This is a genomic window from Phenylobacterium sp., from assembly GCF_046291545.1.
In the GTDB taxonomy this organism is placed as follows: Bacteria; Pseudomonadota; Alphaproteobacteria; order Caulobacterales; family Caulobacteraceae; genus Phenylobacterium.
In genome coordinates this window covers 225,090-247,260 of record NZ_JBKBSM010000002.1, presented here as the reverse complement: position 1 = coordinate 247,260, position 22,171 = coordinate 225,090, and the positions used below count along the sequence as shown (strand labels likewise).

General features: G+C 71.3%; 18 protein-coding genes. 5 read left to right on the top strand and 13 right to left on the bottom strand.

Annotated elements, in window-relative coordinates:
* Positions 1-99 precede the first annotated feature (99 nt).
* Positions 100-1,407, top strand: coding sequence for a PQQ-dependent sugar dehydrogenase (locus ACK4YQ_RS07660; RefSeq protein ID WP_409609980.1), 1,308 nt, complete (start codon positions 100-102; stop codon positions 1,405-1,407).
* Between the two features lie 6 nt (positions 1,408-1,413).
* On the opposite strand, the gene ACK4YQ_RS07655 is transcribed toward ACK4YQ_RS07660, so the two are convergent.
* The 3 genes from ACK4YQ_RS07655 to ACK4YQ_RS07645 all read right to left on the bottom strand — a co-directional run bounded on the left by ACK4YQ_RS07655 (position 1,414) and on the right by ACK4YQ_RS07645 (position 6,727).
* Positions 1,414-3,450 carry a TonB-dependent receptor plug domain-containing protein gene (locus ACK4YQ_RS07655; protein WP_409609978.1) on the bottom strand — a complete coding sequence of 679 codons (2,037 nt, stop codon included), beginning with the start codon at positions 3,448-3,450 and terminating at the stop codon, positions 1,414-1,416.
* Between the two features lie 86 nt (positions 3,451-3,536).
* Positions 3,537-4,604 carry a PepSY-associated TM helix domain-containing protein gene (locus tag ACK4YQ_RS07650; protein WP_409609976.1) on the bottom strand — a complete coding sequence of 356 codons (1,068 nt, stop codon included), beginning with the start codon at positions 4,602-4,604 and terminating at the stop codon, positions 3,537-3,539.
* Positions 4,604-6,727, bottom strand: coding sequence for a TonB-dependent receptor (locus ACK4YQ_RS07645; RefSeq protein ID WP_409609974.1), 2,124 nt, complete (start codon positions 6,725-6,727; stop codon positions 4,604-4,606). The genes ACK4YQ_RS07650 and ACK4YQ_RS07645 overlap by 1 nt, the downstream gene beginning before the upstream one ends.
* Before the next feature lie 164 nt (positions 6,728-6,891).
* On the opposite strand from ACK4YQ_RS07645, the gene ACK4YQ_RS07640 reads away from it, so the two are divergent.
* Complete coding sequence (locus ACK4YQ_RS07640) at positions 6,892-8,457, top strand: alkaline phosphatase D family protein (RefSeq protein WP_409609972.1); 1,566 nt, start codon at positions 6,892-6,894, stop codon at positions 8,455-8,457.
* A gap of 1 nt (position 8,458) precedes the next feature.
* On the opposite strand, the gene ACK4YQ_RS07635 is transcribed toward ACK4YQ_RS07640, so the two are convergent.
* The 9 genes from ACK4YQ_RS07635 to ACK4YQ_RS07595 all read right to left on the bottom strand — a co-directional run bounded on the left by ACK4YQ_RS07635 (position 8,459) and on the right by ACK4YQ_RS07595 (position 17,568).
* On the bottom strand, positions 8,459-9,157 hold the full coding sequence (locus tag ACK4YQ_RS07635; RefSeq protein ID WP_409609970.1) for an SDR family NAD(P)-dependent oxidoreductase: 699 nt from the start codon (positions 9,155-9,157) through the stop codon (positions 8,459-8,461).
* A 7-nt stretch (positions 9,158-9,164) separates the two neighbouring features.
* Complete coding sequence (locus ACK4YQ_RS07630; RefSeq protein WP_409609968.1) at positions 9,165-10,337, bottom strand: acetyl-CoA C-acetyltransferase; 1,173 nt, start codon at positions 10,335-10,337, stop codon at positions 9,165-9,167.
* A 127-nt stretch (positions 10,338-10,464) separates the two neighbouring features.
* Positions 10,465-11,379 carry a hypothetical protein gene (locus ACK4YQ_RS07625; protein ID WP_409609966.1) on the bottom strand — a complete coding sequence of 305 codons (915 nt, stop codon included), beginning with the start codon at positions 11,377-11,379 and terminating at the stop codon, positions 10,465-10,467.
* An 8-nt stretch (positions 11,380-11,387) separates the two neighbouring features.
* Positions 11,388-12,314 (bottom strand): glycosyltransferase family 2 protein, encoded by a 927-nt coding sequence (locus ACK4YQ_RS07620; RefSeq protein ID WP_409609964.1) that lies wholly within the window; start codon positions 12,312-12,314, stop codon positions 11,388-11,390.
* Position 12,315: 1 nt separating this feature from the next.
* Complete coding sequence (locus tag ACK4YQ_RS07615) at positions 12,316-13,458, bottom strand: GNAT family N-acetyltransferase (protein WP_409609962.1); 1,143 nt, start codon at positions 13,456-13,458, stop codon at positions 12,316-12,318.
* An 86-nt stretch (positions 13,459-13,544) separates the two neighbouring features.
* Positions 13,545-14,039, bottom strand: a complete 495-nt coding sequence (locus ACK4YQ_RS07610; protein ID WP_409609960.1) for a GAF domain-containing protein — start codon at positions 14,037-14,039, stop codon at positions 13,545-13,547.
* A gap of 39 nt (positions 14,040-14,078) precedes the next feature.
* Positions 14,079-14,990, bottom strand: a complete 912-nt coding sequence (locus tag ACK4YQ_RS07605) for a response regulator (protein WP_409609958.1) — start codon at positions 14,988-14,990, stop codon at positions 14,079-14,081.
* Positions 14,991-15,068: 78 nt separating this feature from the next.
* Positions 15,069-16,178: an NADH:flavin oxidoreductase gene (locus tag ACK4YQ_RS07600; protein WP_409609956.1), complete on the bottom strand. Its 1,110-nt coding sequence runs from the start codon at positions 16,176-16,178 to the stop codon at positions 15,069-15,071.
* A gap of 31 nt (positions 16,179-16,209) precedes the next feature.
* Positions 16,210-17,568 carry a dicarboxylate/amino acid:cation symporter gene (locus ACK4YQ_RS07595; protein ID WP_409609954.1) on the bottom strand — a complete coding sequence of 453 codons (1,359 nt, stop codon included), beginning with the start codon at positions 17,566-17,568 and terminating at the stop codon, positions 16,210-16,212.
* A 437-nt stretch (positions 17,569-18,005) separates the two neighbouring features.
* On the opposite strand from ACK4YQ_RS07595, the gene ahpC reads away from it, so the two are divergent.
* Together ahpC and ahpF are read left to right on the top strand one after the other, a co-directional pair.
* A complete protein-coding gene (gene ahpC, locus ACK4YQ_RS07590; RefSeq protein ID WP_409609952.1) occupies positions 18,006-18,569 on the top strand; it encodes an alkyl hydroperoxide reductase subunit C in 564 nt (187 codons plus the stop codon).
* A gap of 84 nt (positions 18,570-18,653) precedes the next feature.
* Positions 18,654-20,234: an alkyl hydroperoxide reductase subunit F gene (gene ahpF / locus ACK4YQ_RS07585; RefSeq protein WP_409609950.1), complete on the top strand. Its 1,581-nt coding sequence runs from the start codon at positions 18,654-18,656 to the stop codon at positions 20,232-20,234.
* Positions 20,235-20,265: 31 nt separating this feature from the next.
* On the opposite strand, the gene ACK4YQ_RS07580 is transcribed toward ahpF, so the two are convergent.
* The gene (locus ACK4YQ_RS07580) at positions 20,266-20,895 is read right to left on the bottom strand and encodes a TetR/AcrR family transcriptional regulator (RefSeq protein ID WP_409609948.1); all 630 of its coding nucleotides are present in this window, start codon (positions 20,893-20,895) and stop codon (positions 20,266-20,268) included.
* A 132-nt stretch (positions 20,896-21,027) separates the two neighbouring features.
* On the opposite strand from ACK4YQ_RS07580, the gene ACK4YQ_RS07575 reads away from it, so the two are divergent.
* Entirely contained in the window at positions 21,028-22,164 is a 1,137-nt protein-coding gene (locus ACK4YQ_RS07575) for an efflux RND transporter periplasmic adaptor subunit (RefSeq protein WP_409609946.1), read from the top strand.
* The last annotated feature ends 7 nt before the right edge of the window (positions 22,165-22,171 follow it).

The window sequence follows — 22,171 nt, the reverse complement described above, 5'->3', positions numbered from 1 at the left end:
CCCCCGCGCGTGCAACGGCGCCGTCACGTCAGCTTCGTGCGTTTTCGATTCCGCCGCGGCCGGTCTAGGGTCGCGGCCGACAGACCGGAGGAAGCCGCCATGCCGTTCGCCCGCCCCGCCCTCGCCGCGGCGTTCGCAGCCCTCGTGCTCGGCGCCTGCAGCAGCGGCTCGTCCGACCCGCTGGTCGGGTTCGGCGCGGATCCCAAGCTGCCGCCGCCGCAGAACAGCCTGATCCCCACGCTCAACGTCGCCGACGCCGTGGGCTGGCCGCAGGACGCGGCCCCGACGGCGCCGGCCGGCTTCGTCGTCACCCGCTTCGCCGGCCCCCTGGCCCATCCGCGCTGGCTCTACGTGCTGCCCAACGGCGACGTGCTCCTGGCCGAGTCCAGTTCCGAGCCCAAGCCGCCCAAGTCCTTCACCGACCGGGTCGCCAACTGGCTGCAGCGGCGGGGCGGCTCGCTGATGCCCAGCCCCGACCGCATCATGCTGCTGCGCGACGCCGACGGCGACGGCGTGGCCGAGACCCAGGCGGTCTTCGCCGAGGACCTCCAGCGCCCGACCGGCATGGCCCTCGTCGGCGACCAGCTCTATGTCGCCCTCGACAACGCCATCGTGCGCCTGCCCTACGTCGAGGGGCGCACCACCGCGGCGGGCCCGCCGGTCAAGGTGGCCGACCTGCCCGGCGGGCCGATCAACCACCACTGGGTCAAGAACATCATCGCCTCGCCCGACGGGACCCAGCTCTACGTCACGGTGGGCTCGAACTCGAACATTGGCGAGAACGGCATGCAGAACGAGGTGGACCGCGCCGCGGTGCTGGTCATGAATCTCGACGGCTCGGGCAAGCGCGTCTTCGCCTCGGGCCTGCGCAATCCCAACGGCCTGGCCTGGGAGCCGGCCACCGGCGTGCTGTGGACCGCGGTCAACGAGCGCGACATGCTCGGCGACGACCTCGTGCCCGACTACATGACCGGCCTGAAGGAGGGCGCCTTCTACGGCTGGCCCTACAGCTACTTCGGCCAGCACGTCGACGAGCGGGTGCAGCCGCAGCGGCCGGACCTGGTGGCCAAGGCGATCGAGCCGGACTACGCCCTCGGCCCGCACACCGCCTCCCTGGGCCTGGCCTTCTACACCGCCGAGGCCTTCCCCGCCCGCTATCGGGGCGGGGCGTTCGTCGGCCAGCACGGCTCCTGGAACCGCCGGCCCCGCAACGGCTACCGCGTGGTGTTCGTGCCGTTCTCCGGCGGCCGCCCCGCCGGCGAGGCGGAGGTGTTCCTGACGGGCTTCCTCAACGCCGAGGGCGAGGCCCAGGGCCGCCCCGTGGGCGTGGCGGTGGACCGCCGCGGCGCCCTGCTGGTCGCTGACGACGCCGGCAAGATGGTCTGGCGCGTCGCCCCCGCGCCGTGACGCGGCTCAGCCGATCGACTTGCGAATCTGCACGTAGAGCATGGGGCTGAAGTCGAGGTCGCGCACGTCGATGTAGCTGAGGGGCGCGGCGCCGCGCGGGCCGGCATAGACCTCGCGGATGCGCGCCACCCCGCGGGAGGTGAAGTTCTGCAGCTCGATCCGCAGCAGCAGATCGGGCCGCGGCTTGGATTCCACGAAGGCGACCGCCCAGACGTCCTGCTTCTTGGTCTCCACCTCGCTCAGCCGGTAGTAGCTCTCGCGCCAGCCGAGGCTCAGGTCCACGCCCCAGGTCGCCCGCCAGCGCGGCACGTTCTGGGTGAAGTGGGCCTCCCACTCCACCGGCCGCAGCGCCGAGATCTCCCGCGTGCGCAGGGTCGTCGGGTCGATCACCTCCGACCAGCGCCACGTCCCCTGGGCCTTGATCTGGGCGGCCTTCACGCCGAACCGGTCGAGCGGCACGGTCAGGCTCGCGACCGCCTCGTCCTTGGTCCCCTCGCCGATGTTGCCCGGCGCGTCGGCCACCGCTCCGCTCGCCCCCACCACCGGCACGCGGTCGATCACGTCGGTGAGCTCGTAGTGGCGAAGGGTCAGGATCGCAGCCCCGCTCGTCCAGAAGCGGTGCTCGTAGGCGGCCTCGACCACCCAGGCCTGCTGCGGCGACAGGTCCGGGTTGCCCACCTGCACCGAGCCTGTGTTGACGAGGTTGGTGGAGGCGACGAAGTCGTCGAAATTGAGCTGGCTGACCTCCCGCTCCACCCGCAGCCGCACCTGGCGCCGCGCGTCCGGCGCCCAGGTCAGGGCCGCCCTCGGCTTGGTGAAGGCGAGCGACTTCTCCAGGGTCACGTCCCCCTCGGACGAGACGGTGGAGCTCTCCCGCTTCAGCCCGCCCTCCAGCGACAAGGTCGCCGAGGGTCGCCAGATGGCGGCGACGAACGGCTCGGCGCGCTTTTCCTCCACCGTGACATTGGCCGCCGGCAGGCGCACGGGCGCGCCGTTCTGCAGGAAGCTCGTGGCGCTGTCCAAGGTGTTGAAGGCGCCCTCGACCCCGCCCTCGACGGTGAGCTTCGGCGACAGCGCCCGGCGCAGGTGGATACGGCCCACCGTCTCGGCGACCTGCTTGTCCAGTCGGAAGTCGCGGCGGACCGTCAGCCCCTCGAAGCGGTCCTTGGTGTCGGCGTTGTTCCACTGCTGGAACAGCAGGGCCTCCAGCGAGGTCGCGCCGAAGTCGCGGCTGTAGCGCGCGCCCAGTTCGGCCTGCAGGCGGTCGATGGTCGTGTACTGGTATTCGCGGCCGGGCTGGCTGGTGAAGCGGTCGTAGGTCTCGGCGCTGTAGGGGGTGAGCATGTAGGCGCTGTTGACGCGCAGCTTGCCCGCGGCCAGCGGCGTTTCGAACGCGCCGAGCAGCCATTGGCGGAATCCGCTGCCGTCCGCATCGACGTCGGAGGCCAGGATCTGAGCGCCGTCGGGCCCGTAGCGCACCCGCGGCCCGTCCCCCAGGACGTCGTCCGGCCCCTTGCCGTAGACCATGGACAGCTCGGCCGCCCGCGCGCCCCAGCGCCACTGGCCCTCGGCGCGCAGCGAGTTGAACACCCGCCCCTCCGTCGTCGGCCGGCTCGACAGCAGCACCGAGCCGCGGGCGCCCGCCGCCGAGCTTCGCACCACATTGGCCAGCACCGAGCGGCCCTGCATGTCGATCCCCGGCGCGCCGCCGCGGATCACCTCGATGCGGGCCACCCCGCGGGCGGGGATCCGCTTGAGGATCTCGTCGATGGTGTCGTTCTTGGAGACCGGCCATTCGCCGTCGATCAGCACGTTGCCGCCGGAGCCGGCCAGGCCGCGCACGACGCTGCCCTTGTCGAAGCTGAAGCCGGGAATGCGCTCGACCATGTCCAGGGCCGTGGCGGCGCCGGAGCTGGCGAAGAACGACGGCGGATAGGTGATGACGCCGGTTTCGGCGGGCGGCGGCGACGCCTCGTCCGGGGCGCCCTCCGGGGCCTGGGCAGCCGCCAGGGCGGCCGCGGCGATGGCGGCGATCGCGCTCATGGTTGGGGCCTCCCCTCCCCTTTTCGTTGGTTTTGCCGCGCTTTGAAGGCGGACGCCAGATCAAGCTTGGCCGGGAGGCCGCGGCCTCAGGTCGCCGCCGCGCCCTTCGCCCTCCGGCGCCGCCGGCGGGGCTTGATCAGGAATGACCACAGGCCGAAGCCGCCGAGGCTGGCCAGCGCCAGGCCCGTGGCCGCGATCACGGCGTCGTAGGCCCGCCCGCCCACCGCCGCCGAATGGACCGGATAGAGGCCGTTGTAGATGCGAAGCCCAAGCCCCCAGGCCTGGGCGTCCTCGGCGCGCAGCACCGCGCTGGTCGCCGGGTCGACGAGCACGAGGGTGCGCCCGTTCGGGTGCCATTCGCCGGGCCGCTTCAGGCGCACGCTGGCCGGCGCGCCGGGCTTGGCCGGCCAGGCGATGATGCGGATCTGCGCGTCGGGGAATCGCGCCTGGGCTGCGGCCAGCGCCCGGGGCCAGTCGACGTCCCCCGCCCGCGCCTCGACCTTGGCGCTGGCTGGGGCGGGACCGGGGGCGAGTCCCGTCAGAACGCCGCGGGCGGCCTGGTCGAAGATCATCGCTGCGCCCGTCGCGCCCATCACCAGCAGGGGCGCGCAGAACATCAGCCCCACGTCGCGGTGCGCCGCCAACAGGTCGCGGCGGCCAGTTCCCCCCGGCCACAGCCGCCAGGCGAAGCTGCGCCGCGCCGGGACCCAGGCGATGAACCCGGTGATCGCCAACAGCACGAGGCACAGACCCCCGACCCCGACCACGGTCTCCCCGGTCTTGCCGGACAGCAGCCGGTGGTGCAGCTCGAACACCGCCACTTCGGGCCGGCCGAGGCCGGTCCAGGCCGCCGCCACGCCGCCGTCCGGCCGCACGTACTCGCCCTTGGGACCGGCGAAGCGCACGCGGTGCACCCCCAGGTGCGGCCCGCCGAAGGCGAGGCTGCGCACCGCGCCTGGGTGGCGGGCCTCCACCGCCTCGGCCGCCGCGCCCAGGGCCGCCGGCTGCGTCTGGGCCGGCTGGTCGGCTCCCGGCACGGACAGGCGCACCCAGTCGTCCTCGAAGACGAGGAAGGCCCCGCTCAGCCCCATGAGCATGAGCAGCAGCGACACCGTCGCCCCCGCCCAGGCATGGAGCGTGCGGACAAGCCCCATCAGAAGGTCTTGGAGACGCTGAAGGTCAGGGTCCGCCCGCGGCCGGCGAAGAAGCGGGCGTTGTCGGTCGGGGCCTGGGTGTCGCTGAAGTAGGTGATGTACTGCTCGTCGGTCAGGTTCTGCACGCCGAGCGAGAACACCGCCATCGGCGCGTTCCAGTTCACCACGAGATCGGCCACCGAATAGCCCTCGAAGCTGTTGGCGGCCGGCTGGCCGTCGAAACTGCGGTCGAAGTAGGTCTGGGTCTGCAGCCGCCCGCTCACGGGGCCGCGGCGGGCCTCAAGGTAGAGCATCAGCCGGTCGGGGCCGATGTTGGCGCCGTCCAGGTCCACGTCCACCGACCCGTCGCCGTCGCTGTCCGCCCGGCCGTCCAGGTGCGCATAGGCGCCGCCCACCGCCACCGCCTCGTTCACGTCCCAGCGGGCCGTCAGTTCGACGCCCTCGATCTCGGTGCGCTGGCGCTGCACTTCGAAGACCCCGCCGACGAGGGTCAGCAGCGAGCCCTGGTCCGAGGTCGAGCGGTACCAGGCCGCCGAGGCCTGCACCGGCCCGCGCGAGAGCTCCACGCCGACCTCGACGTTGTCCGAGACCACCGGCGAGATGTCGAGATAGCTGTCGACGTCGGCGCCCGCCGTGGACACCGCCCGCAGCACCCGGCCCACGTCCGCCATGGTGAAGCCCTGGGCGTAGGAGGCATAGGCCGTGACCCCGTCCACCACCTCGAAGGTCGCGCCGACGTTGGTCAGGGTCTCGCTGAAGTCGGGCGCGCCCCCGGCCACCGTCTGCGGCCCGTAGAACCAGAGGGTCGTGAAGTCGTCGACCTTCAGCTTGGCGTTCTCCTGGCGCACGCCGGCGCTCAGGTGCACGCGCCCCTCGGCCATGGACTGGCGCAGTTGCAGGAACGGCGAGAGGCTCTCGTACCTGGTCTCCGGCACCCAGTTGCGGCCGGTCAGGATCAGCTCCTGGTAGGTCTTGTCCCGCAGGCCGTCGAGCCCGACCTGGGCGCGGAAGCCGGGGAGCGCCGCAAAGCCGCGCTGGTAGTCGACCTTGAACCCAAGCTTCTCGGAGTTGTTGGCCGACTGGTCGAACAGCGTGCCGATCGGCGCGATGGCGGGATCCTGGAAGGTGGCGAAGCTGCCGCCGCCGAACACCCCGGCGTAGTCGTGGGCGAAGGCCTGGGCCGTCAGCACCCCGCCCAGGAACGCCCCGTCGCGATAGGTCACCGCCGCCGAGGTGATCTCGTTGGAGGTCGCCTCCCCCGGCGCGCGGCCCCGCACGGCGGTGGTCGGCAGGCCCAGGGCGCGGGAACCGTTGACCGTGACGTAATCGTTGTCGCCGTCCAGCTCGAAGTGGTTGGCCATCACCTCGATGCGCCGCTCGTCGGTGAGGTCGACGCCGGCCTTGGCGAACAGCGACCAGCTGCGGCTGTCCTGCAGTTCGCCCTGCGCCCCGTCGAAGCCGATCCGCCGGCCTTCGGCGTCGTAGTAGGCGCCGCGCGCCTCATAGGCCGCGCCCACCAGCAGGTCGATCTGGCCGAAGTCGCGGCCGGCCATGGCGGCGGTCTTCCAGCCGACGCTGTCGCCGGTCACACCTTCGTCGAACGAGTATTGGCCCAGCACCCGCCCGGCCCAGCCCTCCTCGGTCTTCGGGGTCGGCGCGGTGACGTAGTTGACCACCCCGCCCGTCGCCCCCAGGCCCTGGATCGCACTGGAGCCGAACACGATCTCCACGCGGTCGATGAAGAACGGGTCGATCGTGAAGCCGTCGCGGCTGTCGTCCCGCAGCGGCGTCGACTGCGGCACGCCGTCCACCAGAAACAGCGCCGAGCGGCCGCGCAGGGTCTCGCCGAAGCCGGAGAGCTTCTGGCGCGTGGGCGAGAACGACGGCGCCAGGGCCGACACAGTCTCGATGGCGCTGAACCCCAGGGCCGACTGCACCTGCAGGTCCTGCGGCCCGATCACCTCGACGGATGCGGGCACGGCCGAGCGCGGAACCTCGCTTCGCGTGGCGGTGATGACCACCTCGGACAGGTCCGCCGGCGCTTCCTGCGCCGCCGCGCCCCCGGACGCTGCGCAGAGGGCGATCAGGGCGGCGCCGGCCGCCAGCTTTCGGCGAAACTTCATTGGGTGACCCCCGTGTCAAATCGCCGGCTTGAGAGCGCGATTGATGTTGCAAGTCAATCGCGACTTCTTCGTCCGCGTCTTGTCCTGGCGATCCGCGCCGCGCTGTGGCCGAACTGTCACGGAACCACGGCATGGAGGGCGCGCCTCCAGCGGAACCACCCCAGATGTCAGACCTGATCATCCCCTCGCGCCGCCGCCTGATCCGCGCCGCCGCAGGCCTCGCCGCCGCCAGCATCGCCCCGCCGGCCCTGGTCTCGGCGGCCCTGGCCCAACCCAGGCTGACCGACGATCCGTTCAGCCTGGGGGTCGCCTCCGGCGAGCCGACCCCGGACGGGATGGTGCTTTGGACCCGCCTGGCGCCCCGCCCCCTGGACCCCGACGGCGGCCTGCCGCCCGAAGCCCTGCCCGTCGGCTGGGAACTGGCCGAAGACGAGGGCTTCAAGCGCATCGTCGCCAAGGGGCGCGCCCTGGCCCGCCCGGAGCTCGGCCATTCGGTGCATGTGGAGCCCGCCGGCCTGGAGCCGGCCCGCGAGTACTTCTATCGCTTCAGCTTTTCGGGGGCGCTCAGCCCGGTCGGCCGCACTCGCACCGCCCCCGCCCCCGGCGCCCCGGTCGATCGCCTGCGCTACGCCTTCGGCTCCTGCCAGAAGTACGAGAGCGGCCATTACGGCGCCTATGCGCACCTTGTCGCCGACGCCCCGGACCTGGTGTTCTTCCTGGGCGACTACATCTACGAGGGCGATCCCAAGACCAGCGGCGTGGTCCGCAGCCACAAGAACCCCGAGCCCAAGGACCTGGCCGGCTACCGCGTGCGCTACGCCACCTACAAGTCCGACCCCCTGCTGCAGGCCGCCCACGCCTGCGCCCCCTGGCTGGTCACCTGGGACGACCACGAGGTGGCCAACGACTACGGCGCCGACCGCGATCAGGACTTCGGCGATCCCTGGGCCTTCTTGCAGCGGCGCGCCGCCGCCTACCAGGCCTACTACGAGCACATGCCCCTGCGCGCCGCGCAGATGCCGGTCGGGCCGGCCATGCTGCTGCACCGCACCCTCGACTGGGGGAACCTGGCTCAGTTCCAGATCGTCGACGACCGGCAGTACCGCGACGCGCGCCCCTGCCTGGGCCCCGAGGCCGGCCGCGGCAAGGCGATTCCCGACTGCGACGAGCGCCGGGCCGCCACGCGCAGCCACCTTGGCCGGGTGCAGGAAGCCTGGCTGCTGGACGAGCTCTCGGCCTCCAGGGCCCGCTGGAACGTCCTCGCCCAGCAGACCTTGTTCGAATCCGCCCGCCGCATCGACAGCCAGGGCCGGCCCTTCTACTCCGCCGACGGCTGGGAGAACGCCCCCGCCAATCGCGAGCGGATCGTGCGCCGCTGGGCCGAAGCCAAGGTCTCCAACCCGTTCGTCATCGGCGGCGACATCCACACCTTCGCCGCCGGCGACGTGCGCGCCGCCCCCGGCGAGCCGGTGGTGGCAACCGAATACGTCGGCGGATCGGTGACCTCCCTCGGCGGCACGGCGGAATCCGACCGCAGGACCGCCGAGCAGAACCCCGACCTTGGCCTCTTCAACAGCGTGGTGCGCGGCTACGGCCTCGTCGACCTGACGCCGGGCCATGCCCAGGTGGCGTTCCGCGCGGTCGAGGATGCGACCGATCCGAAGACCGGCGTCGGCGACCTCGCCAGGTTCGTGATCGAGTCCGGCCGCGCCGGGCTGCAGCGGGCTTGAGCTAGACCCGGCCGGTCACGGGCAGGAGGGCGCCGGTCACCGCGCTCGCCGCGTCGGAGGCCAGGAACAGCATCACCGCCGCCAGCTCCGCCGGGCTCACCCAGCTCGAGGGATCGGCCTTGGGCATGTCGGCGCGGTTGGCCGGGGTGTCGATGATCGAGGGCAGCACCGCGTTCACGGTCACGCCGTCCGCCTTCAGCTCCTCGGCCAGCGCCTCGGTCAGCTTGTGCACCCCGGCCTTGGAGGCGGCGTAGGCGCCCATGCCCATGGAGGCTTTCAGCGCCCCGTTGGCGCCGACGTTGACGATCCGCCCCGCGCCGCTGCGGCGCAGGTGCGGAACCGCCGCGCGGCAGGCGTTGGAGGCGGTCAGCACGTTCATGCGGAAGAGCAGGTTCCAGCTCTCCCAGGAGCCGGCTTCCAGCGTCTCCCAGCGGAAGCCGCCCGCCACGTTCAGAAGGGCGTCGATCCCGCCGAAACGCTCGGCCACGGCGTCGATGGCGGCCGAGGCCGCCACCGCGTCGGTCAGGTCCACGCCGCCCTGGGCGAAGGCCTCGGGACCGCAGGCGTCCAGCAAACCCGCCGGGGCCTGGGGTCCGTAGTCGATGAGGGCCACGCGGGCCCCCTGCTCCGCCGCCGCCCGTGCGACCGCGGAGCCGAGCGCGCCGTAGGCGCCGGTGACGACGACGACGCGCCCGCTCATGACCGCCTTAGAGGCGCTCGACGATGGTCACGTTGGCCAGACCGCCGCCTTCGCACATGGTCTGCAGGCCCCACTTGCCGCCGCGCGCTTCGAGCACGCCGAGCAGGGTGGACATCAGCTTGGTGCCCGAGGCGCCGAGCGGGTGGCCGAGCGCGATGGCGCCGCCGTGGACGTTGATCTTGTCGCGGTCCACGCCCAGCGTCTTCATGAACGCCACCGGCACCGAGCCGAACGCCTCGTTGACCTCGAAGGCGTCGATGTCGTCGACGCTCATCCCCGCGCGCTTCAGGGCCAGTTGCGAGGCCGGGATCGGGGCTTCCAACATGATCACCGGATCGTGGCCGATCAGGGTCAGGTGGTGGATGCGCGCGATCGGCTCCACGCCCAGCGCCTTCAGGCCCTTCTCGTTGCAGATCATCACGCCCGAGGCGCCGTCGCAGATCTGGCTGGAGGAGGCCGCCGTCAGCCGGCCGCCTTCACGCAGCAGCTTCACGCCCTTGATCGCGTCCAGGCTGGCGTCGAAGCGGATGCCCTCGTCGACGGTGTGGGTCGACTTGTTGCCGTCCGCGTCGGTGATCTCCACCTCGACGATCTCTTTCTTGAAGGCGCCGGCCTGGGTCGCCGCGATCGCCCGCTGGTGGCTCTCGTAGCTGTACTGGTCGATCTCGTCCTTGGTCAGGCCGTACTTCTCGGCCACCATTTCGGCGCCCATGAACTGGCTGAACTGGATGTTCGGGTAGCGCTCCTGCATGTTCGGCGACATGTAGTTGCCCAGGCCCGCCTTGGCCGCCAGGATCGAGGGCGTGCCCATCGGCACGCGGGTCATGCTTTCGACGCCGGCGGCGATCACCACGTCCTGGGTGCCGCTCATCACCGCCTGGGCGGCGAAGTGCATCGCCTGCTGCGAGGAGCCGCACTGGCGGTCGACGCTGGTGCCCGGCACGCTCTCCGGCAGGCGCGAAGCCAGCACCGCGTTGCGCGCGACGTTGACGGCTTGCTCGCCGGCCTGGCCGACGCAGCCCATCACCACGTCCTCGATCAGCGCCGGATCGGCGTTGGTCCGGTCCATCAGGTTGTTCAGGACCTGCGCGGCCAGATCGACCGGATGCCAGTCCTTCAGCTTGCCGCCCTTGCGGCCCCCGGCCGTACGCGTGGCCGCGACGATATAGGCTTCGCCCATTGTTCCGCTCCCTTGCGAAATTGCGCCTCACGCGCGTCGAAGCCGATTTAGGCAGGCGCCGCCACGGAAGCCAATGGCGATGACAAATCGTGATGGCGCCGCCCGCGAGCGGGTCCGATCGCCCCGGTCAGGCCGGCAGCAGGACCCCGGGCCGGCTGGCGTCCAGGCGGAAGCTGGTGGGCAGCACCCGCGGGTCCGGCTTGTGCAGGTTCAGCGCCTTGGCGCCGCGGGCCAGGGCGAACTTGCCCACGGTGACCGGGGTGATCCCCGCCTGGATGCGCGGCCTGGCGCCCAGCCGGCGGCGCATCACCCCGTTGGCGTAGATGACGTTGGCCCGCATCAGCGCCTCGGGGGTCATGAACTCCACCGACAGCGAGACGTTCAGCATCGGCCCGTTCTCGATCCGGTGGGGCGCGTTCTGGCGCCAGGTGACCATCCGCCCGGGCGTCAGGTCGTGGACCTCGGCCGCGGCGTCCCAGGCCGGGTCGAAAGCGAACTGCTCGGCGGTCTCGCGCAGCACGATCTTCTCCAGCGCCTCGTCGCCGACGAACGGCTCGGACACCGGATAGACCCACACCCGCTTCATGCCGCGGATCTGCCACAGGGACACCAGCGCCACGTCCAGATGGTAGAACACCTGGGCGTCGGCCGAGGAGATCAGCAGGCCCACGTCCCGCTTGAAGGTCTTCACCCCCGGCGCATGCGCGGCCTTGTCGGCGAAGATCTCGTCGCACAGGGCCGCATAGGCCGGCAGATGCGCGTTGGTCTCGCGCAGGTTCAGCCAGATGCGGCCGGCCATCGCCGCCTCGAACAGCTGCGCCCCGCTCAGGTCGCCCGCCGTCCCCTTTCGCCAGGTCTCCCAGGCGACCGGGTCCTGGCCCATGGTGAAGACGCCCAGCTTGTCGCGCGGATAGCGGTCAAGGGCCTCGATCAGCCCCTCGTCCGAGAACATCGGCCGCTCGTGCAGGGCGTGGGTGAAGGTCAGGTTCTCGCGGGTGAAGCCCTGCGCCTTCTGCGGCGTCCAGTCGGTGATCACGCTCATGGCTGCTCCTAGGCGGCGCTGCGCCCGTAGAACTCGATCTTGAAGGGCCCCCACCACAGGGTCTTGCCCAGCCCGCGGGCGGCGCGGTCCAGGGCGAAGGCGTAGTCCGGCGCGCGCAGCGCCCACTTCACCGCCGCCACCAGGCCGAACACCCCGGCCTGCACCAGGCCCTGGGCCATCCACCGCGCCAGCCCCAGCCGGTCCGGCGGATCGGCCGCCGCGCAATGGGCCGAGGGCCCCTGGCCGTAGGCGAAAGCCCGGGCGATGGCGTACCTCAGCGTCAGCCGCGACGGCGCAGGGTCCTCCCAGACCCAGGCGTCGGGCGCCCAGGCGAAGCGGCGGCCCGCCGCTTGCATCTGGCCGAACAGCAGGTCGTCCTCCCCGCCGATGTGGTTGCGCACCGGCGAGAACGGCCTGCGCGGGTCCGGCAGGGCGGCCCGGCGGATGAAGCTGTCGCCGCAGCCGTAGTAGTGGTCGATCACCCCGGCCGCGTCGGGCCCCTCGCGGGAGAAAAAGCGCTCCAGATAGGCGCGGTGGCGCACGGTCCCCGGGGGCGCGCGGCCGCGCACCGGGCCGAACACCACGTCCGCGTCGAACCGCGCCTGGACGTCGGCCAGGGCGGCGAGCCAGCCCTCCGGCGCCTCCTCGTCGTCGTCCAGGAAGGCGATGAAGTCGCCGCCGGCGCGGGCCATGGCTGCGTTGCGGGCGTTGGCCACGCCCGCCTGCGGCTCGTGCACATAGACCACCGGGAACGGCGCGGCGCCTGCGATCTCCTCGACGACCGGCCGGGCCGAGGGGACCGCGTCGTTGTCCACCACCACCAGCTCGAGCCGCGCGGGGTCGATCCCCGCCTGGCGCAGCGCCGAGCCGGCGGCCGTGCGCAGGCTCTGCGGGCGGCGCTGGGTGGGGATGATGATGCTGATGCGCCCGTCCATCCTAGGCCGCCTCGCTGTCCGAGGACCCGCGCAGGGTTCTGGTCGCGATCGCCGTCGCCAGGCCGCGGGCCCGGCCGATCAGCGACAGCTCCGTCGTGGCGATCACGTCCAGCCGCCGGCGAAGGCTCGCCGTCGCCCCCTCGCGGTTCGCCCCGGCCATCGCCCAGGCCGCTTCGGAGACGCGCGCGGCTCGGCCGGCCGAGCTCGAGGCCGTCGCCAGGCCTTCGGCGATCGTCCGCGTGGCCAGGGCGAAGGGCCGCTTGTAATGCTCGTGTCCCGAGGCCAAGTCATAGACCGCCAGCCCCGCCGACGGCATGGCCGCGATGGCCTGCAGGAAGAAGAGCTGGCCCGGCGACCAGGCGCCCATCTGCGGGTCGGTGGAGGCGATCCACGGGTGGAAGACGCCCCCCTGCCGCACCCCGAACTGCCCCGCCAGCAGCCGCCCTCCGGCGTAGAAGCCGATCATCAGACCCTGCAGTTCGCCCTGCCGGCGCTCGAACAGGTTCGCCAGCAGCGCCCGCGTCCAGTCGGGGGCGAGGAAATCGTGCAGGCCGGTGCGGCGAAGCTGCGCCCGCTTCCAGGCGATCAGCGTCTCGAAGGTCCCGCGGGAGACGTCGGGCGCCGCCAGCACGATCTCGCCGACCTCGCGCTCCAGCTTGCTCGTCAGGCGGCGGTAGTTCTTGAATCGCTTGGCGCTCTGCGCCCGCAGGGCTTCCAGATAGTCCGCCGCCGAGCCTTCCAGCGCAATCACGAAGCCCTCGGCGCGGCCGGCGGCGTGCGGCGCGAACACCCCGAACGGGTCGATCAGGCCGGTGAAGCGGTAGGCCGACACCCCCGCCGCCGCCAGGGCCTCTCCGCCATCCATCGGGCCTTCGCCGACCAGGGCGTGATAGTCCGACAGCGGCGCGCCGATCGGCCGCGCCATGCCGCCGGGACGTCGATGGTGCGCCAGGAAGCCCACCGGGCGGCCTTCGCGCCGCCATACCGCCACCCGCGCGTCGGGGCGCACCTCGCCCACCGCCATGGCGAACTCGGGGCTCAGAAGCGGTGAAGCGAACGCCGGATGCGCCGCGCACAGGGCGCGCCAGGCGGCGACGTCCCCTTCGGCCAGGTCCTGCGGGCGGTGGCTCTCGGCGGTCAGCATCACGCGGATGCTTAGCGCCTGCCGGTTAGGGAAACGTGGATGGACCGGCGTTTTTCCGGCGTTTTCGGGGGCTTAGCCCTGGGGGTTCAGCCGAACGTCGTGGCCAGGATGCGCTCCAGCCAGGCCTGGTCCACGGCGTCGAAGGCCGCCGGCTCGGCGGAATCCACGTCGAAGACCGCGATCAGCCGCCCGTCCGGCCCGTGGACGGGCACGACGATCTCGCTTTGCGAACGGCTGTCGCAGGCGATGTGTCCGGGAAAGGCGTGCACGTCCGCCACAAGCTGGGTCCGGCCGGTCTGCGCGGCGGTCCCGCAGACCCCACGGCCGAAGGCGATGCGCTGGCACCCCAGCGTGCCCTGGTAGGGGCCGACCACCAGCTCGTTCGGCCGTTCCGGATCGACCACGTAGAAGCCGGTCCAGAAATAGTGGTCGAAGCTGTTGGCCAGCATCGAGGCCACCGTCGCCATGCGCGCGGTCACGTTGGGCTCGCCGTCGAGCACCGCGGCGATCTCCTCGGCCACGGCGGCGTAGCGCTCGGCCCGGGCGGCCGGCAGGGCGAGGTCGTTGAAGGCTTCGGCCATGGGCGCGCTCTTATCGCCTTCCGGCGCGGGAGGCGAGACTCAGGCCGCGCGCCTGCGCCCGGCGGTCTTCAGGCGCACCACGCTCTCCAGTTGGGCGATCACCGCCTGGGACGCCGCCGCGTCGGACTCGCTGGCCCCCAGGATCTGGGCGATGGCGTCGAAGTGCACCTCCACCACCGAGACCTCGCACCGCTCCGGCCCGCCCATCAGGTCCACGTAGCTCAGCAGCGACTCCGAGGCCCGCGCGATCATCTCGTCGCGCACCTGCTTGGCGCGGAAGCGGGTGTGCTGCATCACCCGATAGGTCATCTGCAGGGTGGCGCGATCGGCCCCGCCGCGCGCCTGGATCAGCCGGCGCATGGCCTCCAGTTCGACGCTGATGGTCTCGCGGGTGGCCCGCCGCTCGACCATGTCGGCCACTTCCTCGGGATCGCTCATGCGCCGCATCGGCCCCGAGTATGTCAGCTCGGCGCGGCGGCGGCGGTCCGGGCCGACATAGGTCTCGCTGATGATGAACGGGCGCGGCTTCTTCACCACGAGCTGGATGCGGCTGAGGAGTCCGGCCGGCGTGAACGGCTTGATGACAAACTCGTTGACCCCGGCCAGGCGCGCGATCTCCACGTCGCGCTCGCTGCGGTCGCCGGTGACCATGATGATCGGGATTTCGGGATTGGGCACCTTCGGGTCGGGCGTCACCGCCGCCCGCCGGATCGACCGCGTCAGCTCCAGCCCGTCCATCACCGGCATCTTGGAGTCGGTGAAGATGATGTCGGGATAGGTCAGGCGCATGACCTCGCGGGCGCGCTGGCCGTCCTGGGCGGTGACCACGTGGCCCACGCCCCCCGCCCGCAGCACGTCGCTGATCAGGCGCACGGTGTTGGAATGGTCGTCGACGACCAGCACCTTCAGGCGCGAAAGATCCTCCGACGCCATGTTCGCGCTGGGAAGCATCCGCCGAACGCCCATCACCCGTGCCCGCTTGCTGGAGGAGTTGCGGCTCAGCTTCCCCGGACCCGGTTGAAAAGCGGTTTATGAGGGCTGCGGAACCGCCGGCTCCTCGGCCGCCACGAAACCCGGCCAGGTGGACATGTAGCCGATGAACGCCGGCCCCAGTCCCTCCTTGGCCAGATAGGCGCGGCTGACCGGGGTGCTCACCGCCTCGAACGCCGGATCGGCCTGCACCCGGGCGGGGAAGTCATGGTGAAGGATCGCGGCCCGGCCGATCAGCACATAGTCGGCGCCGTCCTTCAGGCACTGGGCGGCCGTCGCGCCGGTCATGATCTTGCCGGCCACCCCCAGCCGGACCCGCCCGCGCGGCAGGTCGGTGAACCAGGACATCAGGCTGCGGCCCTTGAAGGCCTCCTCCTCCGGCTCCTTGGCGACGTTCCACAGCGACATGTCGAGGTAGTCGATCCGCCCTTCGGCCATCAGCTCCCCGGCGAGCTGGCGGACCTCGCCGAGCTCCAGGCCGAAGCGCTCCGGCGACACGCGCAGCCCCACCTGGAAGTCCGGCCGGCAGCGCTCGCGAATCTTCGACAGGATCTCGCGGACGATGCGCGCGCGGTTCTCCAGCGATCCGCCCCAGCGATCCGTGCGCCGGTTGATGGTCGGGCTCAGGAACTGGCACAGCACATAGCCGTGGGCGCCGTGCACCTCCACCCCGTCGAAGCCCGCCGCCTCCGCGCGCAGGGCGGCCGCAACGAAATCCTCGATCAGGGCCTCGACCTCGGCTTCGGTCAGGGCCCGCGCCCCGGTCTCCTCGTCGTCGGAGGGGCAGACCGGCGCCTCGCCGATCAGGTCCTTGGGCGAACGCATGCCGGCGTGGTGGAGCTGGACGGCGGCGATGCTGCCGGCGGCCTTGATGGCGGACGCCAGGCGGGTCAGGCCCTCGATGTGGTCGTCCGACCAGATCCCGAGCTGGCCGGGGAAGCCCTGGCCGAGGCGCTGGACGTGGGCGGCGCAGGTCATGGTCAGGCCGAACCCGCCCTTGGCCCGCAGGGTCAGCCAGTTGAACTCGTCGTCCGAAAGCCGCCCGTCGGGATGGCTCTGCAGGTTGGTCAGCGGGGCCAGCATCATCCGGTTCTTCATGGCCGGGCCGTGGGCGAAGGACAGCGGGTCGAACAGGCTGGGCGCGCTCAAGCGAAGCTCCTGGGCTGCAGGTTTTCGATACTCAAGTTTCGGCGGTCTCGCCGCCCAGGTCGAGGGGGCGCGCCGTCGCGGCGTTGTAGGTCTCCAGGTCCAGGAGGCCCTGGCGCTTGGCGACCAGGGTCGGGACCAGCGCCTGGCCGGTGACGTTCAGCGCGGTGCGGCCCATGTCCAGGATCGGGTCCACCGCCAGCAGCAGCCCCACGCCTTCCAGCGGCAGGCCCAGCGTCGACAGGGTCAGGGTCAGCATCACCACCGCCCCGGTCAGGCCCGCGGTCGCCGCCGAGCCGATCACCGAGACGAACACGATCAGCAGATAGTCCGAGACCTGCAGCGGCACATGGTAGAACTGGGCCACGAAGATCGCCGCCACCGCCGGATAGATGGCCGCGCAGCCGTCCATCTTGGTCGTGGCGCCGAGCGGCACGGCGAAGGCGGCGTAGGCCCGCGGCACGCCCAGCCGCGCCTCCGTCACCGCCTCGGTCACCGGCAGGGTGCCGATCGAGGAGCGCGAGACGAAGCCGAGCTGCGTCGCCGGCCACACGGCGGCGAAGAAGCGCAAGGGGTTCAGGCCGTTCGCCGCCAGCAGCGCCGGATAGACCACCAGGCCGACGATGAAGAGGCCGATGTAGACCGCCGCGACGAAGGCGCCGAGCTGGCCCAGGGCGGTCCAGCCGTACTTGGCCACCGCTGTGCCGAACAGGCCCACGGTGCCGATCGGCGTCAGCCGGATCACCCACCACAGCACCTTGCGCACCACGCTCAGGGCCGAGGCGTTGAAGGTCAGGAACGTGCGCCCCGCTTCGCCCGACCTCAGGGCCGCCGCGCCGATCACCAGCGAGATCACCACGATCTGCAGCACGTTGAACGACAGGCCCGTGACCGCGGTCCCGTCGTCGGCGACGGTGGTCGTGGCGGTCAGGCCGAGCATGTTGGAGGGCACGAGGCTCGACAGGAAGTCCAGCCAGGAGCCGCGGGCGTGCGGGACCTCGGCCGCGGCGGCCGCGACCCCCGCGTTCACCCCCGGCTGCAGGATCAGCCCCAGGGCGATGCCGATCGACACCGCGATCAGGGCGGTGGCCGCGAACCACATCAGCGTGCGCCACACCAGTCCGGCGGCGTTCTGCAGTTCGCGCAGGTTGGCGATGGAGGCGACGATCGCGGTGAACACCAGCGGCGGCACCAGCGCCTTCAGGAGCTGGACGAAGATGGAGCCGGTCAGGCGCAGCGCCTCGGCCAGGGCGTAGCCTGCCTGCCCCGGCTCCGGCCCGAGGCTCCGCGCCGCCAGGCCCAGGCCCAGTCCCGCGATCATGCCCAGCAGCACCTGCAGCCCGAATCCGCCGATGAAGCGGCGGGCAGGGCGGGAAGCTGTGGATGCGGTCATGACGGCTTGCGGACTCCGGAAGGCGGGCGCGGCACAATGGACCCGCCGCTCAGGCTTCACACGGAAGTTTTTCTGATCGCGCCCCCAGCCGGCGGCGAAGCGCCGCCCCCGCGACGCCTCCGGGCCGCGTTTTGACAGCCATAGACAAAATTTTTTGTGCAGACGCGAGAAAAGTTCGCTCGATGGCCGTCGGCGCCCAGCTTGATCATAGGGCGAACCTATTGCCGCGACGGGCGTCGGCGTTCGTCATTGATCTGGATCAGTGCGCCGGCTCGCCGCTCGGTCCGTTGTAGCTTGGGCGTTCGTGCGTTCCGCCCGCAGGTGGACGCTCGGAGGTTTCATCGAAATTTTCGATGATAAGTCCAGGTAAAATCAATTTTCTTGATGGTGCGGCGCGATATAGACAGCGCCTATCGACACCCTACCAGGAGAGAGCGATGTCCCTGATCAACACCGAGATCAAGCCGTTTGCCACCCAGGCCTTCAAGGAAGGCAAGTTCGTCACCGTCACCGACGCCGACGTGAAGGGCAAGTGGGCGGTCTTCTTCTTCTATCCGGCCGACTTCACCTTCGTCTGCCCGACGGAACTGGAGGACATGGCCGACCTCTACGGCGAATTCCAGAAGCTGGGCGTCGAGATCTACTCGGTCTCCACCGACACCCATTTCTCGCACAAGGCCTGGCACGACACCTCGCCGGCCATCGGCAAGATCAAGTACTTCATGCTTGGCGACGCCTCCGGCCAGATCACCAACAACTTCGGCGTGATGCGTGAGGGCCAGGGCCTGGCCGACCGCGGCACCTTCCTGGTCGACCCGCAAGGCGTCATCCAGTTCATGGAAGTGACCGCCGAAGGCATCGGCCGCAACGCCTCCGAACTGCTGCGCAAGGTCAAGGCCGCCCAGTACGTCGCCGCTCACCCCGGCGAAGTCTGCCCGGCCAAGTGGGAAGAAGGCGAAAAGACCCTCGCCCCGTCCCTGGACCTGGTCGGCAAGATCTAAGCCGCCTCTCCGTCGTCGCCGCCCGCGCCCGCTGCGCCGGGCGGCGGCGATCCCCGTCCCCGAATTCCGCACCTGGAGCCCGCCATGTTGGACCAAGGCCTGAAGACTCAGCTCGCCACCTACCTGCAGAACCTGCGTCAGCCGGTCGAGCTCGTGGCCAGCCTCGACGCCTCGCCGAAGTCCGAGGAGCTCAAGGCGCTTCTGGCCGACGTCGCCGCGGCCTCGGACAAGGTCTCCGTGCGCCTGGACGGCGCCGACGCCCGCGTTCCCTCCTTCGCCGTGACCCGTCCGGGCGAGGACGTCGGCGTGCGCTTCGCCGGCCTGCCCCTGGGCCATGAGTTCACCTCCCTGGTGCTGGCCCTCCTGCACGTGGGCGGCCACCCGCCGCGGGTCGAGCCCGAGGTGATCGACCAGGTGAAGGCGCTGGACGGCGACTTCGTCTTCGAAACCTACTTCTCCCAGTCCTGCCAGAACTGCCCGGACGTGGTGCAGGCCTTGAACATGATGGCCGCCCTGAACCCCAGGGTGCGCCACGTCGCCATCGACGGCGCCCTGTTCCAGGCCGAGGTCGAGCAGCGCAAGGTCATGGCCGTGCCGACCGTGCTTCTCAACGGCGAGCCCTTCGCCCAGGGCCGCATGAACCTGGAGCAGATCCTGGCCAAGATCGACACCGGCGCGGTCGCCCGCGAGGTCGAGAAGATCAAGGCCAAGGACGCCTTCGACGTCCTCGTGGTCGGCGGGGGCCCGGCCGGCGCGGCCGCGGCCATTTACGCCGCGCGCAAGGGCATTCGCACGGGCGTCGCCGCCGAGCGGTTCGGCGGCCAGGTGCTCGACACCATGGCGATCGAGAACTTCATCTCCGTGCCCCACACCGAGGGGCCAAGGCTGGCCGCCGCCCTCGAGCAGCACGTCAAGGACTACGACGTCGACGTCATGAACCTGCAGACCGCCGTGCGCCTGGTCCCGGCCTCGCGTCCCGGCGGTCTGGTCGAGGTCGAGCTGGAGCACGGCGCCAGCCTGCGGGCCAAGACCGTCATCCTGGCCACCGGCGCCCGCTGGCGGCAGATGAACGTTCCCGGCGAGGAGGAGTACCGCAACAAGGGGGTGGCCTACTGCCCCCACTGCGACGGCCCCCTGTTCAAGGGCAAGCGCGTGGCGGTGATCGGCGGCGGCAACAGCGGCGTGGAGGCGGCCATCGACCTGGCCGGCATCGTCGCCCATGTCACCCTGATCGAGTTCGACGCCCAGCTCCGCGCCGACGCGGTGCTCCAGCGCAAGCTCTTCAGCCTGCCCAACGTGACGGTGCTGACCAGCGCCCAGACCACCGCGGTCCATGGCGACGGGGAGAAGGTCACGGGCCTGTCCTACAAGGACCGCCGCACCGAAGAGCTGCATCGCGTGGAGCTGGAGGGCGTCTTCGTCCAGATCGGCCTGGTGCCCAACACCGAGTGGCTGCAAGGATCGCTCGCCCTGTCTCCCCGCGGCGAGATCGAGGTGGACGCCCGCGGCGCGACGTCCGTCCCCGGCGTCTTTGCGGCGGGGGACGCCACCACCGTCCCCTACAAGCAGATCGTCATCGCCATGGGCGAAGGCTCGAAGGCCGCGCTCTCGGCCTTCGACTACCTGATCCGCCTGGCGCCGGTCGAGGAAGTCGCCGCCGCCTGATCCGGCGGGCCGCCGGCCCTGGGCTCCGCGCTCAGGCCGGCGGCTCCTCGGCCGTCAAGACGACGCGCACCGCCTCGCCCATCAGATAGGCGAGGAACCTGCGGTCGATGTCGGGCTGGAAGATCGCCCGCGTGCGCAGCCCCTCCATGAGCGCCGACAGCATCTCCAGCCGCGTGGCGAGGCCCTTCTCGGTCCAGCCCGGCTTGGCCAGGCGCGAGAAGGTGCGGGTCGCCGACTCGCGGTCGTTCTCCTCCATGGCCCGCACGATGGCCATGACTTCCGGGTTGCGCGCGCTCTCGGCCAGCACCTCCAGCATCAGCCCGGCGCTGCGCACGTCCAGGGCCCGCTCCACCACATCGCCGCTGAGCGCGATGCAGGCCTTCAGCACGTCGCCGTCCAGCGCCTCGACGGCCTTGAACTTCTCGTCCAGCTCGGCGCGGTCGCGCTCCACCAGCGCGGCCACGATCGCGGCCTTGTTCTCGAAGTAGCGGTAGATTTGGCCGACGCTGAGGTCGGCCTCCTGGGCGATCTCGGCCATGCTCGCCCCGTGAAAGCCGTGGCGCCGCACGCAGGCTTCGGCGGCGTCCAGGATCTGGTCGCGGCGCGCCTCGGCCGAAATCCGCCGTCGCTCGCCCGGTTCCTCCACGTCTTCTTCGCTCATTGCGCCTCCCGGCTGCGCTGGGGCGGTTGACTTTGCGTCAACCCGTTCCTATCTGAGCCCCGATGAGAATGAACGTTCATTCTCATTCTGTCCAGACGCCGCCCTCCCCCGACGTCTTCCGGAGCGATTCCCATGCGTCCGTACGCCACCCTACGCCCCTTCGCCTTGATCGGCGTCGCCGGACTCCTTGCCGCCTGCCAGCCCAGCGCGGCTCAGCAGCAGGGCGGCGACGGCCCAGTGGAGGTGGGCGTTGCGGTCATGACCCCGCGGACCGTGCCGCTGACCTCCGAGCTCTCCGGCCGTACGACGGACTTCGAGGTCTCCGAGGTGCGTCCGCAGGTGAACGGGGTCGTCAAGGCCCGGCTCTTCGAGGAAGGCGCCTTCGTCAAGGCGGGCCAGCCCCTCTATCAGATCGACCCGGCGATCTACCGCGCCCAGGCCGACAGCGCCCGCGCCGCCCTGGCCCAGGCCGAAGCCTTGCTCGCCTCCGCCCGCTCCAAGGCCGAACGCTACGCGGACCTGGTCAAGGAGAACGCCGTCAGCCGCCAGGACAACGACGAGGCCCAGGCCGCGTTCCAGGAGGCCAAGGCCAACGTCGCCGCGCGGCGCGCCGCCCTGGCCGAGGCCGAGGTCAACCTCGCCTACACCCGCGTCAACGCCCCGATCTCCGGACGTATCGGCCGCTCCGCGGTCACCGCCGGGGCCCTGGTCACCGCCCAGCAGGCGACCCCGCTCACCACCATCCGCAAGCTCGACCCGATTTATGTCGACCTGAACCAGTCGGTCGCCGAGATGCTCAAGCTGCGCCGCGCCGCCGAGACCGCCGGCGACGGTTCGGCCGAGGTCGCCCTGAAGCTCGAGGACGGCACGGCCTATCCGCTGAAGGGCAAGCTCAAGTTCGCCGACGCCAGCGTCGACGTCGGGACCGGCATGGTGGCCCTGCGCGCGGTCTTCCCCAATCCCCAGGGCGCCCTGCTGCCCGGCATGTACGTGCGCGCCAGCGTCGAGCAGGGCCAGTTCGAGAATGCGCTCACCGTGCCCCAGGCCGCGGTCACCCGCGACGCGGCCGGCGCGGCCCAGGTCATGGTCGTCGGCGCCGGCGGCAAGGCAGAGGTTCGCCCGATCAAGGTCGGCCAGACCGTCGGGACCGACTGGCTCGTCGCCTCCGGCCTCAAGCCCGGCGACCGCGTGATCGTCGAGGGCCTGCAGAAGGTCCAGCCCGGCGCGCCGGTCAAACCTGTCCCCCTCGCCCAGACCGCGCGCAAGTAGGCCGCTC

Coding starts and splice junctions, on each gene's coding strand:
- ACK4YQ_RS07660 (WP_409609980.1), top strand. CDS start 100: ATGCCGTTCGCCCGCCCCGCCCTCGCCGCGGCGTTCGCAGCCCTCGTG.
- ACK4YQ_RS07655 (WP_409609978.1), bottom strand. CDS start 3,450: ATGAGCGCGATCGCCGCCATCGCCGCGGCCGCCCTGGCGGCTGCCCAG.
- ACK4YQ_RS07650 (WP_409609976.1), bottom strand. CDS start 4,604: ATGGGGCTTGTCCGCACGCTCCATGCCTGGGCGGGGGCGACGGTGTCG.
- ACK4YQ_RS07645 (WP_409609974.1), bottom strand. CDS start 6,727: ATGAAGTTTCGCCGAAAGCTGGCGGCCGGCGCCGCCCTGATCGCCCTC.
- ACK4YQ_RS07640 (WP_409609972.1), top strand. CDS start 6,892: ATGTCAGACCTGATCATCCCCTCGCGCCGCCGCCTGATCCGCGCCGCC.
- ACK4YQ_RS07635 (WP_409609970.1), bottom strand. CDS start 9,157: ATGAGCGGGCGCGTCGTCGTCGTCACCGGCGCCTACGGCGCGCTCGGC.
- ACK4YQ_RS07630 (WP_409609968.1), bottom strand. CDS start 10,337: ATGGGCGAAGCCTATATCGTCGCGGCCACGCGTACGGCCGGGGGCCGC.
- ACK4YQ_RS07625 (WP_409609966.1), bottom strand. CDS start 11,379: ATGAGCGTGATCACCGACTGGACGCCGCAGAAGGCGCAGGGCTTCACC.
- ACK4YQ_RS07620 (WP_409609964.1), bottom strand. CDS start 12,314: ATGGACGGGCGCATCAGCATCATCATCCCCACCCAGCGCCGCCCGCAG.
- ACK4YQ_RS07615 (WP_409609962.1), bottom strand. CDS start 13,458: ATGCTGACCGCCGAGAGCCACCGCCCGCAGGACCTGGCCGAAGGGGAC.
- ACK4YQ_RS07610 (WP_409609960.1), bottom strand. CDS start 14,039: ATGGCCGAAGCCTTCAACGACCTCGCCCTGCCGGCCGCCCGGGCCGAG.
- ACK4YQ_RS07605 (WP_409609958.1), bottom strand. CDS start 14,990: ATGCTTCCCAGCGCGAACATGGCGTCGGAGGATCTTTCGCGCCTGAAG.
- ACK4YQ_RS07595 (WP_409609954.1), bottom strand. CDS start 17,568: ATGACCGCATCCACAGCTTCCCGCCCTGCCCGCCGCTTCATCGGCGGA.
- ahpC (WP_409609952.1), top strand. CDS start 18,006: ATGTCCCTGATCAACACCGAGATCAAGCCGTTTGCCACCCAGGCCTTC.
- ahpF (WP_409609950.1), top strand. CDS start 18,654: ATGTTGGACCAAGGCCTGAAGACTCAGCTCGCCACCTACCTGCAGAAC.
- ACK4YQ_RS07580 (WP_409609948.1), bottom strand. CDS start 20,895: ATGAGCGAAGAAGACGTGGAGGAACCGGGCGAGCGACGGCGGATTTCG.
- ACK4YQ_RS07575 (WP_409609946.1), top strand. CDS start 21,028: ATGCGTCCGTACGCCACCCTACGCCCCTTCGCCTTGATCGGCGTCGCC.